The organism is Micromonospora sp. MA102 (assembly GCF_025460765.1).
GTDB lineage: Bacteria > Actinomycetota > Actinomycetes > Mycobacteriales > Micromonosporaceae > Micromonospora > Micromonospora halotolerans.
Genome location: NZ_JAMWEG010000003.1, coordinates 186,827 through 201,742, shown reverse-complemented (window position 1 = coordinate 201,742; position 14,916 = coordinate 186,827). Strand labels below are relative to the sequence as shown.

12 protein-coding genes are annotated in these 14,916 nt (G+C 73.5%); 5 read left to right on the top strand and 7 right to left on the bottom strand.

The genetic code is table 11. From position 1 onward, the window contains the following. The first annotated feature begins 187 nt into the window (after nt 1-187). Nucleotides 188-1,279 (top strand): ABC transporter ATP-binding protein, encoded by a 1,092-nt coding sequence (locus NFX44_RS07455; protein WP_262282765.1) that lies wholly within the window; start codon nt 188-190, stop codon nt 1,277-1,279. A 57-nt stretch (nt 1,280-1,336) separates the two neighbouring features. Here the strand turns inward: NFX44_RS07455 and rlmB are convergent, their stop codons facing one another. Together rlmB and cysS are read right to left on the bottom strand one after the other, a co-directional pair. Beyond that, the gene (gene rlmB, locus NFX44_RS07450) at nt 1,337-2,455 is read right to left on the bottom strand and encodes a 23S rRNA (guanosine(2251)-2'-O)-methyltransferase RlmB (RefSeq protein WP_262282764.1); all 1,119 of its coding nucleotides are present in this window, start codon (nt 2,453-2,455) and stop codon (nt 1,337-1,339) included. Beyond that, nucleotides 2,455-3,870 (bottom strand): cysteine--tRNA ligase, encoded by a 1,416-nt coding sequence (cysS, locus tag NFX44_RS07445; protein WP_262282763.1) that lies wholly within the window; start codon nt 3,868-3,870, stop codon nt 2,455-2,457. Before cysS ends, rlmB begins: the two co-directional genes overlap by 1 nt. A 63-nt stretch (nt 3,871-3,933) precedes the next feature. Here cysS and NFX44_RS07440 point away from each other — a divergent pair, with 63 nt between their 5' ends. Together NFX44_RS07440 and NFX44_RS07435 are read left to right on the top strand one after the other, a co-directional pair. Then, nucleotides 3,934-4,581: an IclR family transcriptional regulator gene (locus NFX44_RS07440; protein ID WP_262282762.1), complete on the top strand. Its 648-nt coding sequence runs from the start codon at nt 3,934-3,936 to the stop codon at nt 4,579-4,581. 156 nt (nt 4,582-4,737) lie between these two features. Then, nucleotides 4,738-5,877 carry a hypothetical protein gene (locus tag NFX44_RS07435; RefSeq protein ID WP_262282761.1) on the top strand — a complete coding sequence of 380 codons (1,140 nt, stop codon included), beginning with the start codon at nt 4,738-4,740 and terminating at the stop codon, nt 5,875-5,877. Nucleotides 5,878-5,937: 60 nt separating this feature from the next. Here NFX44_RS07435 and NFX44_RS07430 read toward each other — a convergent pair whose 3' ends face one another. Together NFX44_RS07430 and NFX44_RS07425 are read right to left on the bottom strand one after the other, a co-directional pair. After that, on the bottom strand, nt 5,938-6,636 hold the full coding sequence (locus NFX44_RS07430) for an HAD family hydrolase (RefSeq protein ID WP_262282760.1): 699 nt from the start codon (nt 6,634-6,636) through the stop codon (nt 5,938-5,940). Continuing rightward, on the bottom strand, nt 6,633-7,595 hold the full coding sequence (locus tag NFX44_RS07425) for a DMT family transporter (RefSeq protein WP_262282759.1): 963 nt from the start codon (nt 7,593-7,595) through the stop codon (nt 6,633-6,635). Before NFX44_RS07425 ends, NFX44_RS07430 begins: the two co-directional genes overlap by 4 nt. 82 nt (nt 7,596-7,677) lie before the next feature. On the opposite strand from NFX44_RS07425, the gene NFX44_RS07420 reads away from it, so the two are divergent. Then, the gene (locus tag NFX44_RS07420; RefSeq protein ID WP_262282758.1) at nt 7,678-8,223 is read left to right on the top strand and encodes a CGNR zinc finger domain-containing protein; all 546 of its coding nucleotides are present in this window, start codon (nt 7,678-7,680) and stop codon (nt 8,221-8,223) included. Nucleotides 8,224-8,250: 27 nt separating this feature from the next. Here NFX44_RS07420 and NFX44_RS07415 read toward each other — a convergent pair whose 3' ends face one another. Both NFX44_RS07415 and NFX44_RS07410 read right to left on the bottom strand, forming a co-directional pair. Then, nucleotides 8,251-9,660, bottom strand: a complete 1,410-nt coding sequence (locus NFX44_RS07415; protein ID WP_262282757.1) for a class II fumarate hydratase — start codon at nt 9,658-9,660, stop codon at nt 8,251-8,253. Nucleotides 9,661-9,695: 35 nt separating this feature from the next. Next, a complete protein-coding gene (locus NFX44_RS07410) occupies nt 9,696-12,677 on the bottom strand; it encodes a BTAD domain-containing putative transcriptional regulator (RefSeq protein WP_262282756.1) in 2,982 nt (993 codons plus the stop codon). A 339-nt stretch (nt 12,678-13,016) separates the two neighbouring features. On the opposite strand from NFX44_RS07410, the gene NFX44_RS07405 reads away from it, so the two are divergent. Continuing rightward, nucleotides 13,017-13,175: a hypothetical protein gene (locus tag NFX44_RS07405; RefSeq protein ID WP_262282755.1), complete on the top strand. Its 159-nt coding sequence runs from the start codon at nt 13,017-13,019 to the stop codon at nt 13,173-13,175. Between the two features lie 62 nt (nt 13,176-13,237). On the opposite strand, the gene NFX44_RS07400 is transcribed toward NFX44_RS07405, so the two are convergent. Next, nucleotides 13,238-14,905 (bottom strand): fumarate hydratase, encoded by a 1,668-nt coding sequence (locus NFX44_RS07400; protein WP_262282754.1) that lies wholly within the window; start codon nt 14,903-14,905, stop codon nt 13,238-13,240. Between the last annotated feature and the right edge of the window lie 11 nt (nt 14,906-14,916).

The following is a 14,916-nucleotide window of genomic DNA, read 5'->3' as shown; positions in this document are numbered from 1 at the left end:
GATCCCATCGACCGCACCCCGTCTTGGCAGGCTCGCGAAACCCGTTTACGGTGCAGTGACACGGACGACACTCCGGTTGGCTTCGGCTGCCCGGTCGACCGCCCGTCTGGCCGGCACCTCGGGTGCCGGTCGCTCCTTCACTCGGATCGTCCGGCACGTTCCTGCCGGTGAAAGGAAGCGCTCCACCATGGCTACGGTCACCTACGCGAAGGCCTCCCGGATCTACCCGGGCACCGAACGCCCCGCGGTCAACCAGCTCGACCTCCAGATCGGCGACGGGGAGTTCCTCGTCCTGGTCGGCCCGTCGGGTTGCGGCAAGTCCACCAGCCTCCGGATGCTCGCCGGCCTGGAGGACGTCGACGACGGCGCGATCTACATCGACGACCGGGACGTCACCCACCTCCCGCCGAAGGCCCGCGACATCGCGATGGTCTTCCAGAACTACGCCCTCTACCCGCACATGACGGTGTACGAGAACATGGCGTTCGCCCTCAAGCTGCGCAAGACCTCGAAGTCGGAGATCGACCGGCGGGTCAAGGAGGCGGCCGGGCTGCTCCAGCTGGAGGAGTTCCTCAGCCGCAAGCCGAAGGCGCTCTCCGGTGGTCAGCGCCAGCGGGTCGCCATGGGTCGCGCGATCGTCCGCGAGCCGCAGGTCTTCCTCATGGACGAGCCGCTGTCGAACCTCGACGCCAAGCTCCGGGTGCAGACCCGTACGCAGATCGCGTCGCTCCAGGCCAAGCTCGGCGTCACCACCGTCTACGTCACCCACGACCAGGTCGAGGCCATGACCATGGGTCACCGGGTCGCGGTCATGCTCGACGGCGTCCTGCAGCAGGTGGACACCCCCCGGACGCTCTACGACACCCCGGCCAACGTCTTCGTCGCGGGCTTCATGGGCTCCCCGGCCATGAACATCAAGACCGTGCCGCTGACCGACAACGGCGCCGCGTTCGCCGAGCTGAACGTGCCGCTGACCCGCGAGCAGGTCGAGGCGGCCCGCGCCGAGGGCGGCGACGGCAAGGTGACCGTCGGCTTCCGTCCGGAGGACTGCGACCTGGTCAGCCCGACCGAGGGCGGCATGCCCGTCGTGGTCGAGCTGGTCGAGGACCTGGGCTCCGACGCCAACGTCTACGGCCACGCCGCGCTGGAGGGCCACAACGAGCGGTTCGTGGTCCGCACCGACCGGCGCACCATGCCGAACATGGGTGACACCGTGTTCGTCAAGCCGCGCACCGGCCGCAGCCACGTCTTCCACGCCGCCACCGGCAACCGGATCTGACGTACGCGAGAAAAGGGGCGGCCCGCCACGGCGGACCGCCCCTTTTTCGTGCCCCTGTTACGCCTCGACGGCGCGGCGGCGGGCGACCTCGGCGAGGGTGACCGCGGCGGCGACGCTGGCGTTGAGCGACTCGACGTCGGAGACCATCGGGATGCTGACGGTCAGGTCGCAGGTCTCCCCGACCAGCCGGGACATCCCGCGCCCCTCCGAGCCGACCACCACGACCAGCGGGCCGACCGCGGCCTCCAGGTCGTAGAGGTCGGTCTGCCCGTCGGCGTCCAGGCCGACCACGATGAAGCCGGCGTCCTTGCACGCCTTCAGCGAGCGGGTCAGGTTGGTGACCTGGGCGACCGGCACCCGCGCGGCCGCGCCTGCGCTGGTCCGCCAGGCGGTCGCCGTGATCCCGGCGGCCCGCCGCTCGGGTACGAAGACGCCCTGCGCGCCGAACGCGGCGGCCGACCGGATGACCGCGCCGAGGTTGCGCGGGTCGGTGACCCCGTCGAGCGCGACCAGCAGCGGGGCGGCCTGCTCCAGCGCCGCCGCCATGAGGTCCTCGAACGGCTCGTAGGCGAACGGCGGCACCTGGAGGCCGACGCCCTGGTGCAGCACGCCGCCGGTCATCCGGTCCAGCTCGGCCCGGCTGATCTCGAGGATCGCGATGCCCCGGTCGGCGGCGGTGCGGATGATCTCGTTGACCCGGTCGTCGATGTCGATGCCCTGGGCCGTGTAGAGCGCGGTCGCCGGCACCTGGGCGCGCAGCGACTCCAGCACCGGGTTCCGCCCGACCAGCAGCTCCGGGCTGTCCTTGACCGGGTTCGACTTACGGCCGGGGGCGACCCGCGGCCCGGACCGGCCGGCGGGCTTGCCGCCACGGCCCTTCGCGGCGGGGACGCCCCGGCCCCCACCCTTGCCCCAGGTGGTGTCCTTGCTGCCCGGCTGGCCGATCTTGGGGGCGCGCCCCTCCTCGGCCGCCGCGCGGCGCTCCTTGTCCTGCTTCCAGGCGGTGCGCTGGGGCAGCTTCTCGGTGCCCGAGTAGGCCTTGTGCCAGGGCCGCTCGTCGGCGGGGAGGGTGCGGCCCCGGCCGGCGAGGGAGTCCTTGTTCTTGCCGCCGGAGCCCTTCGAGGCGCCCGCCTTCGGCGTCAGTCGCCGGCCACGGCGCTGCGAGTTGCCGGCCATCAGTCCTGCTCTCCAATAGTCCAACGGGGGCCCTGGGCGGTGTCCTCGACGACCACGCCGGCCTGCTTGAGCTGGTCGCGTACGGCGTCGGCGGCGGCCCAGTCCTTGCGGCTGCGGGCCTGGGCGCGCTGCTCCAGAGCGAGCGCGACCAGGGAGTCCACGACACCGCGCAGGTCATCGGCGCGGCCGCCGCCGGTCCAGGCCGGGTCCAGGGGGTCGACGCCGAGGATATCCAGCATCGCCCGGGTAGCGGCGAGGGTGGTGCGGACCGTCACATCGTCGCCGCCGGTCAGGGCGGTGTTGCCGTCCCGGACCACCTCGTGCAGCACGGCCAGCGCGGCCGACGTGTTGAGGTCGTCGTCCATCGCCGCCACGAAGCCGACGGGCAGCTCGCCGAGCTGGCCCGCGCCGACCCGCTCGGCGGCCCGCTGCACGAAGCCCTCGATCCGCCGGTACGCGACCGCGGCCTCGCGCAGCGCGTCCTCCGAGTAGTCGATGCGGGACCGGTAGTGGGCGGCGGCGTAGTAGTAGCGCAGCTCCACCGGGCGCACCCCGAGGGACGCCACGTAGTCGAGGTCGAGGGTGTTCCCCAGCGACTTGCCCATCTTGGTGCCGCCGATGCCGAGCAGGCCGTGGTGGACCCAGTAGCGGGCGAACGGCAGGTCGGCGGCCTGCGACTGGGCGATCTCGTTCTCGTGGTGCGGGAAGGTCAGGTCAAGGCCGCCGCCGTGGATGTCGAACTCGGGCCCCAGGTAGCGCCAGCACATCGCCGAGCACTCGATGTGCCAGCCCGGCCGGCCCCGGCCCCACGGCGACGGCCAGTAGGCGTCGGCCGGCTCTTCCGGCTTGGCGCCCTTCCAGAGCGCGAAGTCACGCGGGTCACGCTTGCCCCGCTCCGGGGCGTCCCCGGCGGACTGCATGTCCTCCGGCGACTGGCCGGACAGCGACCCGTAGGCCGGCCAGGAGGCCACGTCGAAGTAGACGTCGCCGGAGCCGTCGGTGGCCGGGTAGGCGTGACCGGTCTCGATCAGCCGGGCGATCAGCTCGTGCATCTCCGGGATGTGACCGGTGGCCCGCGGCTCGTAGGTCGGCGGCAGGACGTTCAACGCCCGGTAGGAGTCGGCCAGGATCTGCTCGTTGGCGTAGGCGATCGTCCAGAACGGGCGCTCCTGCTCCGTCGCCTTGACGAGGATCTTGTCGTCGATGTCGGTCAGGTTGCGGATGAAGGTGACCTCGAAACCGGAGGCGGTGAGCCAGCGGCGCAGCACGTCGTAGCTGACGCCGGAACGAAGGTGGCCGATGTGCGGCGGGGCCTGGAGAGTGAGACCACACAGGTAGACCCCCACCTTGCCGGCTTCCCGTGGGACGAAGTCCCGCACCGAACGGGTGGCGGTGTCATACAGGCGTAGCGTCACCTCACAAGGGTAGCCGTCCGCGGATTTCGGGGTAGGCCGGAGCTGGGTCGTACGCTGCGTGCTGTGGACACGGCGGCACGTGCGGGAGAGACGGCGCAGACCCTGGACCGGGGGCTGCGGCTGCTGCACCTGGTCGCCGACGCGCCGGGCGGACTGACCGTCACCGAGGCGGCGAACCGGCTGGGCATCGGTCGGGCGGCCGTCTACCGGCTGGTCGGCGCGCTGACCGACCACGGCATGCTGCGCCGCGACGGCGAGGGCCGGCTCCGGCTGGGCGCCGGCGTGCTGCACCTGGCCCGGCGGGCCCAGCCGCTGCTCGCCGAGGGGGCGCTGCCCGCGTTACGCCGGCTCGCCGAGCAGGCCGGGGCGACCGCCCACCTGACCGTGGTCGAGGGCGGCGAGGGGGTCGCCCTCGCGGTGGTCGAGCCGACCTGGACCTCGTTCCACGTGGCGTACCGGACCGGATCGCGGCACCCGCTGGAGCGGGGCGCGGCCGGGCGGGCCATCCTGGCCGGGCGCGCGGGTGCCGCCGCCCCGGTGAGCACCAGCGGCGAACTCCAGTCCGGGGCGTACGGGGTGGCCGCGCCGGTGCTCGGTGTGCCGGGTCTGGAGGCGAGCGTCGGGGTGGTCTCGCTGACCCCGCTCGACGTCACCGAGGTCGGCACCCAGGTTGCCGCCGCCGCCGAGTCGATCGCCGCCGCGCTGTCCTGACCGGCTCTGCCGGCCCAGCCGGTGGCGATGTGGCGTGTGGCCGCTAGCACATCGGCCGGGCGCGGTGGTCGTTGTCCACAGGGCCCCGCGTCCCGCACGGCCGCCGTTGTCCACAGGGGTGCCGGACGGTGCTCTCTCGCCGCCAGGCTGGTCGGCATGCCACCTCAACCCCTTCGACCGCCCGAGCTGGCCTGGCAGGTCTTCCGCGGCTCGGACGCGGTCCGGCGCGAGCTGCTGACCCGGCACCAGCTCCGGGGCGCCTCCTGGGTCCGGCTCCGGCAGGACGTCTACGCCGATGCCCGCCTCGATCACGACCACGCGCTGGCCTGCCGCGCCGCGCTGCTCCGCCTGCCGCCGGGGACGCTGCTCGCCGGGCCCTCGGCGGCGTACCTGCACGGGGTCGCGCACGCCGCCGGCCCGCGGGACGACGTACACGTCCTGCTGCCGGCGACGGCGCGGGCCGAGGCGCAGCCCGGCATCCGGGTGCACCAGGCCCCGTCGGCGCCCGAACGCGTCGGTCTCCTCGTCGCGTCCGGCAGCCTGGCCCGCTCCGCCCCGACCACCCCCTCCCGGCACGGCCCCGCCGGCGGTCCGGCGGAAACCACCTCCGCCCGGCACGGCCCCGTCCGCGGTCCGGCGGAGACCACCCCTGCCGGCGGTGCGCCGGGCGCCTCTCCCGGTGCGGACGGCGCTGCTGTCGTGCCGACGGAGACGGTTCCGGCAGCGGTGGCCGGTGCGGTCGGGCCGACGGGCGGCGAGCCGAGCGGACCGGTCCGGCTGCCGCGCACCGAGCCGGCCGCCTGCGCCTGGGAGACCGCGGTCTGGTCCGACCCGGTGCGGGCGGTCGGCGTCGTCGACGCGTTGCTGCGGATCGGTCTGGTCCGCCGGGTGGAGCTGGCCGACGTCGCGGACCGGAACGCCGGGCGGCCGGGTGGCCGGCGGGCGCGGTGGGTGTTCGGCCTGGCGGATCCCGGGGCGCGGTCCCCGGCCGAGTCGCACCTGCGCGTCCGGCTGGTGCTGGCCGGCCTGCCCCGCCCGGTGGCGCATCACCCGGTGCCGGCCCCGTCGGGTCTCGTCCTGCACCCCGACCTGGCCTGGCCGGAGTTCCGCGTCGCCGTCGAGCACGACGGCCGGTGGCGCGTCGACCCGGATCAGCCGCACCGGGACCGGCTCCAGCAGCTCGTCGCGGCCGGCTGGCTGGTGCTGCCCGTGACCGGCCGCCGCCTGCACCGGAACTTCCCGGTCCTGGTCCGCGAGATCCGCGCCGTCCTCGTGGCCCGCGGCTGGCGGCCGTGAGGCCCGCCCCGACGCTGACGTGGCGGCATCCGGATGTCCCCGGACGCGCACCGACCGCGGTCAGGCCTTCGCGGCTTCGAGGCGGGCGAGCACGTCCGGCAGATCGGCCAGGGTGGACACCTCGGCGTCCGGAGTCAGCCCAGGCGGGCGGGGCAGCCGGTCCCGGTTCAACCAGACCGCCCGCAGCCCGGCGCGCTGGGCCGCGAGCACGTCGTGCTCCGGCGAGTCCCCCACGTGGACGATGTGCTCGGCCGGGAGGCCGGCGGCGGCCACCACGGCCGCGTAGAACTCCGGCGCCGGCTTCTTGGGCAGGTCGTTCTCGTGCGCGTACAGCTCGAAGGCGAACTCGCCGGCGAGCCCGCAGCGTTCGGCCCGGCTGTTGCCGTTGGTGGCGAAGCCCAGGAGGTGGCGGGGGCGCAGCGCGGCCAGCGCGGGCAGCGCGTCCGGGAACGGCCGGGTCAGCGCGAACCGGCGGGCGAAGAAGAGCGCGGCGAACTCGTCCAGGTGGGTGTCCAGCCCGGCGCGGGCCAGCGACCGGGCCAGCGCCGCCCGCCGGATCTCCTGCACCGGCGCGGCGCTGAGCGCCCCGAACACCGCGCCCCAGTCCGCCTCCAGGTCCGCGAGCGACACCTCGGCCGCGTCGGTGGCCCGCCGCCGCATCTCGTCGAGCACGGCCGACAGCGCGCCGGTGAGCGCGGGGCGCAGGGCGAGCAGGGTCTCGTCGGCGTCGAAGACGACGGCGCTGCGCGGGTCGGTCATCGTTCGCCGGCCAGGGCCGGCTCGGCGGGGGCCGGCGGGGCGGCGTCGGCCGGCGCGCGCAGCTCGTCCACCCGGACCAGGGCCACACCCGCCACGATGAGCGCACCGCCGAGCAGTTGCACGCCGCTCGGCAGCTCGCCCAGCACCAGCCAGGCGATCAGCACCGCGAACATCACCTCGGTCAGCCCGACGAAGGAGGAGAGGCGCGCGCCGAGCAGCCGGGCCCCGGCGACGCCGGTGAGGTAGGCGACCACCGCGGCGATCAGCGACAGGCCGGCGATCGGCACCAGCCAGCTCACCTCGTGCCCGGCGAAGCTCACGTCGGCAGTGCCGGCGCGCAGCGGGAGCGCCCCGACCAGCCCGAGCAGGAGCAGCACCACGGCGCCGACGGCCATGCCACCGCTGGCCAGCACCACCGACGGCAGGGCGGGATCGACCCGGCCGGCGATGACGAAGTAGCCGGCCAGACCGACCCCGGCGCCGAGCCCCCACAGGACGCCGACCGGGTCGAGGCTGCCGGCGCCGGTCAGGTCGAGCACGAACACCAGCCCGCACAGGGCGGTCACGGAACCGGCGACGGTGAGCACCCGGGGCCGCTGGCCGTGCACCAGCCACATCCAGCCGACCACCAGCACGATGCCCAGGTATTCGAGCAGCAGGGCGACGCCGACCGGCAGGTAGCGGACGGCGTTGAAGAAGCACGCCTGGGCCAGGGCCACCCCGAGCAGGCCGAAGACCACGAGCGTGCCGGCGTTGCGGCGCAGCACCGGCCACCGGCCGCGCAGCGCCAGCAGGGCGGGCACGGCGAGCACCAGCGCGGCGATGCCGACCCGGGCGAGCACCACCGCCTCGGCGGACCACTCGCCGGTGATCAGCGGTCGGGCGAAGGTGCCCGAGGTGGCGAAGGTGAGCGCGGAGAGCAGCGCCAGGCCGAGGCCGACACCGGGCCGTTCACGCATCGACAGCTCCTAGGGTCGACCGGACATGGGTCAAGTGGCGTTATGCTGATGACGCTAGGCCGGCACCCCGACAGGAGTCAAGTTGCTTTTCGCTCATGACACCGAATGCGGCCTGATCGCGGCCACGGCGCTGGTCAACACGGCCGGCCCCGACCGGGAGGGGCTGCCCGACGTGACCGCCCTCGACGAGTTCTTCACCGCGTACGGGTGGACCGGCCGGCACGAGCACAGCGAGGCGGAACTGCGCGAGGTCCGCGCGCTGCGGCCCCGGCTCCGCCGGATCTGGTACGCCGACACCGACGAGGTCGTGACCGTGGTCAACGGGCTGCTCCGGGAGTCGCACGCCCTGCCCCAGCTCGTCCGGCACGACGACGAGCCGTACCACCTGCACGCGGTGCCGCGGGACGCGCCACTGGCCACCCGCATGGCGGTCGAGGCCGCCATGGCGCTGGCCGACCTGATCCGCATGGGCGAGCTGAGCCGGCTGCGCCTCTGCGACCACCCCGACTGCCAGAACGTGCTGGTCGACCTCTCCAAGAACCGGTCCCGCCGGTTCTGCGACGGCGGCTGCGGCAACCGGGCGGCGGTGAGCGCCTACCGGGCCCGCAAGGCGGCCGCCCACCCCTGACGCAGCCGCGGTGGGCGGCGCCCCGACTCAGGGGTGGGTCATCCGGAGCAGGTCCAGGGCCTCGTCCAGCTGGGTCTCGCTGAGCTTGCCCGAGTCGACGTGCCCACGGGAGATCACCACCTCGCGGATGGAGACCTGCTTGGCCAGCGCCTCCTTGGCGATCGAGGCGGCCTCGTCGTACCCGAGGTGGCGGTTGAGCGGGGTGACGATCGACGGCGAGCCCTCCGCGTACGCCAGGCAGACCTCGGCGTCCGCGACCAGGCCGACCACCAGGCGGTCGGCGAAGAGCCGGCTCGCCGCGGAGATCAGCCGGATCGATTCCAGCAGGTTGCGACCCATCACGGGAAGCATCACGTTCAGCTCGAAGTCGCCCTGTGAGCCGGCGAACGCCACGGTGGCGTCGTTGCCGATCACCTGCGCGCACACCTGCCGCATCGCCTCGGCGACCACCGGGTTCACCTTGCCCGGCATGATCGACGAGCCGGGCTGGAGGTCGGGGATGCGCAGCTCACGCAGGCCGGCGCGAGGGCCGGAACCCATCCAGCGGATGTCGTTGGCCATCTTGTAGAGGCCGACGGCGACGGTGCGGAGCTGGCCGGAGGTCTCCACCAGCGCGTCCCGGGCGCCCTGCGCCTCGAAGTGGTTGCGGGCCTCGGTCAGCGGCAGCCCGGTCGAGGCGCGCAGCTTCTCGATCACCCTCGCCGCGAAGCCGAACGGGGTGTTGATGCCGGTGCCCACGGCGGTGCCACCGAGGGGCAGCTCGGCCAGCCGGGGCAGCGCCCCCTCCAGCCGCTCGACGCCGTAGCGAACCTGCGCGGCGTAACCGCCGAACTCCTGCCCCAGGGTGACCGGGGTGGCGTCCATGAGGTGGGTACGCCCCGCCTTCACCACGGTCTCGAACTCGGCGGCCTTGTCCTCCAGGGCGCCGGCCAGGTGCTTCAGCGCGGGCAGCAGGTCCTCCACCACCGCCTGGGTGGCAGCCAGGTGGATCGAGGACGGGAAGACGTCGTTGCTGGACTGGGAGGCGTTGACGTCGTCGTTCGGGTGCACGTTGCGGCCCAGCTCCCGGCCGGCCAGGGTGGCGATCACCTCGTTGGTGTTCATGTTGGACGAGGTGCCGGAGCCGGTCTGGAAGACGTCGACCGGGAACTGGTCGTCGTAGCCGCCGTCGGCGACGTGCGCGGCCGCCGTGGCGATCGCCTCGCCCACGTCCGCGCCGATCACCCCCAGCTCGGCGTTGACCTGGGCGGCCGCCCCCTTGATCTGCGCCAGGGCCTTGATCTGGGCCGGTTCGATGCCCCGCCCGGAGATCGGGAAGTTCTGCACCGCGCGCTGGGTCTGCGCCCGCCACAGCGCCTCGGTGGGCACCTCCACCTCACCCATCGAGTCGCGTTCGATCCGGTAGCCGGTCGCCTCTGGAGTCGTCACGCGTACCATCCTGCCGCGCCCGCCGCCGACTCGCAGATGATCGCTCAGTCCAGCTCCGCCAGCAGCCGCTCCACCTCGTGCCGGTCCGGCGACTCGACCTGGCGGAACAGCGCCAGTGACCGGGTCCAGTGTGAGCGGGCGCCCTCGGGGTCGGTGTCCCGCAGGCAGCGGGCGATGCCGTCCAGCGCTCGGGCCTGTTCGTAGCGGGCACCCAGCCGGGTGGCGTCGGCGAGCACCCGGCGGTGCAGGTCCAGCGCGCTCGCCACGTCCCCCTGGTCGCGAATGGCCAGTGCCAGCAGGTTGCGGGAGGCGCACTGCCCGATCCGGTCACCCACCTCCGTGATCGCCACCAGCGCCTCGCGGTGCAGGGCGGCGGCCCGCTCCGGACGGCCGTCCTCCCGCTCCATCATGCCCATCTCGTTGAGCACCTCGCCCTCGCCGTAGCGGTTGCCCAACTGGCGCTTGAGGTGGAGCGCGACCCGCAGGAGCCGGCGGGCCGGTGCCACGTCACCCATCCGGTGCCTGGCCATGCCCAGGTGCCCCACGGCGTGGGAGGTCTGCCGGAGGTCCCCGGTCTGGCGGGCCAGCAGGAGGTGCAGCCGACCGATGTGCAACGCCTTCTCGTACCGGCCCCAGGCCAGCAGTGCCATGCAGAGGTTGTTCTGCAGATTCGTCAGGTCGCCGGCGTCGCTGAGACCCCGCACCAGCCCGAGCGCCTCGTCGAACCGCGCCATGCCCTGGCGGAAGTCACCGTTGACCGCGTAGGAGATGCCGAGGTTCCACAGGGTGCTGAGCACCTCGCTCCGCAGCCCGAGGCGGCGGCGCAGGTCGAGTGCCATCTCCATGAGCCGGATCGCCTCCGGGAAGCGACCCAGTCGGAAGTACGCCGAGGACAGGTAGTTGAGCATGGAGGCGACGGCCATGTCGTCGCCGATCCGCTCGGCGACCCGGAGGCCGATCGTGTGCGTCTCGATCAGCTCGTCGAGGTGCCCGCCGTCGAAGTTGAGCCGCCAGCAGGCCCGGGCCAACTGCCAGCACCGCTCCGGAAAGCCCTCTTCGTCGGCGAGGCGGACCAGGGCGGTGAGTACGGCCAGGTTCTCCTCGAACCACGGCCGCCCCTCGGAGGCGGCCGCCTCCACCAGATCGCGGCGAGCGGAGGTGCCCGCCGGCAGCGTCTTCCGGCTGCCCGCCGCCTCGACGGTCCGGGCGATCGCCACGGTGACGTGCAGGTGGTGGTCGAGCAGCCGCTCCAGGGCCTCCTTCCGTTCGGCGGCCCGCTCCGGAGCGCCGAGCAGCGTCCGGCCGTACTCCCGGATCAGGTCATGCAGCCGGTACCGGCCAGGCTCCACCTCCTCGGCCAGGTGGGCGTCGACCAGTTCGTCGAGCAGGTCCTGCGCCACCGGCAGGCCGACATCGGCGAGCGCGGCGGCGACCCGGTTGTCGAACCGCTGACCGGGGTGCAGGCCGAGCAGCCGGAACACCCGCTGCGCCGCCGGGGAGATCTGGGCGTACGACAGCGCGAACGCCTGCCCCACCGATCGTTGACCGGCGGCCAGCTCGGCCAGCGGCCCGGAGCCGGTGACCAGGCGCCCGGCCAGGTCGGCGACCCGCCAGCGGGGCCGGTGCGCCAGCCGGGCACCGGCCAGCCGGATGGCCAGCGGCAGGTACCCGCACCGCCGGGCCACCTCGGCGGCGGCCTCCGGCTCGGCGGCCACCCGGTCGTCGCCGGCCACCCGGCCGAGCAGCTCGATCGCCTCCTCGGGATCCAGCACGGGCAGCGACGACGGCCGACCCCCGTCCAGGCCGACCAACCGGCGCCGACTGGTGATCAGCATCAGGCAGTCGGGACCGTTCGCCAGCAGCGGCGCCACCTGGTCGGCGTCGGCGGCGTTGTCCAGCACCACGAGGGCCCGCCGCCCGGCCAGTTCGCTACGCCAGAGCGCGAGCCGGTCGTCGAGTTCCAGTGGCACCCGCTCCGCCGGGACACCGAGCTGGCGCAGCAGGGTGGCCACCGCCGCGCCGGGGGGCACGGGCGTCCGTTCGCTGTGCCCGTGCAGATCGACGAAGAGCTGCGCGTCCGGGTAGCGGTCGGCCAGAGCGGTCGCCACCCGCACGGCCAGAGTGGTCTTGCCGCTTCCGGCCATCCCGTCGATGAGGTGGACCCGGGCGGCGTCCTCCTCGATCTCCTTCACCAACCGGGCCATCGTCTGCTCCCGGCCGGTGAAGTCGCTGATCGTCGGCGGCAGGGCGCGCACCGGGGCGACCGGCAGGGGCGCCGCGCCGGCCAACGCCAGGTCGCCGGCCAGGACCCGCTGGTGCAGATCCTGCAGCGCCGCACCGGGCTCGATGCCCAGCTCCTCGGCGTAGATCCGGCGGCCCTCGCGGTAGACGGCGAGCGCGTCCGCCTGCCGGCCCACCCCCGAGAGCGCGAGCATGAGCTGACCGCGCAGCCGCTCGCGGAGCGGATTGCGTTCCACGCTCTCGGTCAGCTCGTCGATCACGTCGGCCGACCCGCCCAGGCGCAGCTCGACGTCGACGGACTCCTCCAGCGCGGCCAGTCGCTGCTCGTCGAGGGCCTGCGCACGCCGCCGTACGCTCCGGCTGGCGATCCCGCCCAGTGCCGGGCCGCGCCACAGCGCCAGCGCGGCGCGGTAGTGCTGGCGCGCCTCGGCGAGCCGGCCGGCGGTGGCCGCGGCCCGGCCGGCCTCCACGGCGCGGGCGAAGACCTCGGCGTCGAGGTCGTCGGGCTCGATCCGGACGCCGTAGCCGACCGGGTCGGTGATGATGATGTCCGCCGGTGATCCGAGCGCCGCCAGACGCTGTCGCAAGCGCGACACGCAGATCTGGAGCTGGGTGCGCGCGGTGGCCGGCGGGTGGTCCTCCCAGACCGCGTCGATCAGCTCCTCGACCGGCACCGCCCGGCCCGCCCGTAGCAGCAGCACGGCGAGCACCGTCCGGTCCCGACCTGCGGTGATGGTGGCCTCGCCACCGCCCACCCGCAGCGGGCCCAGAATCGCGAACCGCATCTGCGCCCCCGCATGCCTTCTTGTGCAACTTCCAGCAGCGTAGCCCGACGGTCACGGATCGCCTCGGGCAGACGATAGCGATGTGATAGCGGATCGACAGCACCGGACCGGAGACTGGGCGCGGTTGTCGGTGACGGCATCCGACGGGGGCGGTGCGCCCGCCCGGGCTCCGCGCCCGGACGGGCGCACCGATGTCGATGGGCGGCCGGGCACCGGGACGGCGTAACGCCCGCGCCGCCGGCACGGCGACCATCTCGGTGACGCCGACCAGGTACGACACCAACCAGGAACCCGACCGGCGGCCTCGGCGAGCGGCGCGAGCTGACCTTCGCGCCGGGCATGGAGAACGTGGTCGAGTACACCTGGCGGCTCAACGACGGGGAGCCGGCGGCCGTGCCGGCCGGCGCGGACTGCGCCGCCACGATCACCCGCACCCCGACCGAGGTGGGCGACAACTACCTGTACGTCTCCAGCCGGACCGTGGCGAACCCGGACTGACCGACCACACGACAAGGGCGCCGGGTGCGATCCACCCGGCGCCCTTTCGCGTACGTCGAAGGTCAGCGCCGCCCGACGGTGAGCACCGGCTTGGTGACCTCGGCGAAGAAGTCCTCACCCTTGTCGTCGACCACGATGAAGGCCGGGAAGTCCTCCACCTCGATCTTCCACACGGCCTCCATGCCCAGCTCGGGGTATTCGAGCACCTCGACGTGTTTGATGCAGTCCTGGGCGAGGCGGGCGGCCGGGCCGCCGATCGAGCCGAGGTAGAAGCCCCCGTAGGTCTGGCAGGAGCGGGTGACCTGGGCGGAGCGGTTGCCCTTGGCCAGCATCACCATCGAGCCGCCGGCGGCCTGGAACTTCTCCACGTAGGCGTCCATCCGGCCGGCCGTGGTGGGGCCGAAGGAGCCGGAGGCGTAGCCCTCCGGGGTCTTGGCCGGGCCGGCGTAGTAGACGGCGTGGTCGCGCAGGTACTGCGGCATCGGCTCGCCGGCGTCCAGCCGCTCGGCGATCTTGGCGTGCGCGATGTCCCGGGCCACCACCAGCGGGCCGGTCAGCGACAGCCGGGTCTTCACCGGGTATTTCGACAGCTCGGCGCGGATCTCGTCCATCGGCCGGTTGAGGTCGACCCGGACCACCTCGGAAGTGTCCAGGTGGGCGTCGGTGACGTCGGGCAGGTAGCGCGCCGGGTCGGTCTCCAGGCGCTCCAGCCAGACACCCGACGGGGTGATCTTGGCGACCGCCTGGCGGTCCGCCGAGCAGGAGACCGCGATGGCCACCGGGCAGGACGCGCCGTGCCGGGGCAGCCGGACCACCCGGACGTCGTGGCAGAAGTAGCGCCCACCGAACTGCGCGCCGATGCCGAAGTTTCGGGTCAGCTCCAGCACCTCGGCCTCCAGTTCGAGGTCGCGGAAGCCGTGCGCGCTCATCGAGCCCTGCGTCGGGAGGGCGTCGAGGTATTTCGCGGAGGCGTACTTGGCGGTCTTCAGCGCGTACTCGGCGGAGGTGCCGCCGATGACGATGGCCAGGTGGTAGGGCGGGCAGGCCGCGGTGCCGATGAGGCGCAGCTTCTCCTCCAGGAACTGCATCATCCGCGTGGGATTCAACAGGGCCTTGGTCTCCTGGTAGAGGTAGGACTTGTTGGCCGAGCCACCGCCCTTGGCCATGAAGAGAAACTTGTACGCGTCGGCGTGCCCGTCCGGGTCCTCGGCGTAGAGCTCGACCTGGGCGGGCAGGTTGCTGCCGGTGTTCCGCTCGTCCCACATGGTCAACGGGGCGAGCTGCGAGTAGCGCAGGTTGAGCCGGGTGTAGGCCTGGTAGACGCCGCGCGAGATGGCCTCGGCGTCGGTGCCGTCGGTGAGCACGTGCCGGCCCCGCTTGCCCATGACGATCGCGGTGCCGGTGTCCTGGCACATCGGCAGCACGCCGCCGGCGGCGATGTTGGCGTTGCGCAGCAGGTCCAGCGCGACGAACCGGTCGTTCGGCGAGGCCGCCGGATCGTCGATGATCGACCGGAGCTGGGCCAGGTGGGCCGGGCGGAGGAAGTGGGCGATGTCGTGCATCGCCTCGGCGGTCAGCGCGGTCAGCGCGGCGGGCTCCACGGTGAGGAACCGTCGGCCACCCGGGCCGTTGACGACGTCGACGCCCTCATCGGTTACCAGGCGGTATTCCGTCTGGTCGGGTCCGGTCGGCAGCAGGGGGGCGTACGAGAAGGCGGCGGCACTGCTCATGACCGAAAAGC

Excerpts from the sequence above, each read along its gene's own strand:
- NFX44_RS07415 (WP_262282757.1), bottom strand. The coding sequence starts at position 9,660 with ATGGTACGCGTGACGACTCCAGAGGCGACCGGCTACCGGATCGAACGC.
- NFX44_RS07405 (WP_262282755.1), top strand. The coding sequence starts at position 13,017 with ATGGAGAACGTGGTCGAGTACACCTGGCGGCTCAACGACGGGGAGCCG.
- NFX44_RS07435 (WP_262282761.1), top strand. The coding sequence starts at position 4,738 with ATGCCACCTCAACCCCTTCGACCGCCCGAGCTGGCCTGGCAGGTCTTC.
- NFX44_RS07425 (WP_262282759.1), bottom strand. The coding sequence starts at position 7,595 with ATGCGTGAACGGCCCGGTGTCGGCCTCGGCCTGGCGCTGCTCTCCGCG.
- NFX44_RS07410 (WP_262282756.1), bottom strand. The coding sequence starts at position 12,677 with ATGCGGTTCGCGATTCTGGGCCCGCTGCGGGTGGGCGGTGGCGAGGCC.
- NFX44_RS07430 (WP_262282760.1), bottom strand. The coding sequence starts at position 6,636 with ATGACCGACCCGCGCAGCGCCGTCGTCTTCGACGCCGACGAGACCCTG.
- rlmB (WP_262282764.1), bottom strand. The coding sequence starts at position 2,455 with ATGGCCGGCAACTCGCAGCGCCGTGGCCGGCGACTGACGCCGAAGGCG.
- NFX44_RS07455 (WP_262282765.1), top strand. The coding sequence starts at position 188 with ATGGCTACGGTCACCTACGCGAAGGCCTCCCGGATCTACCCGGGCACC.
- NFX44_RS07400 (WP_262282754.1), bottom strand. The coding sequence starts at position 14,905 with ATGAGCAGTGCCGCCGCCTTCTCGTACGCCCCCCTGCTGCCGACCGGA.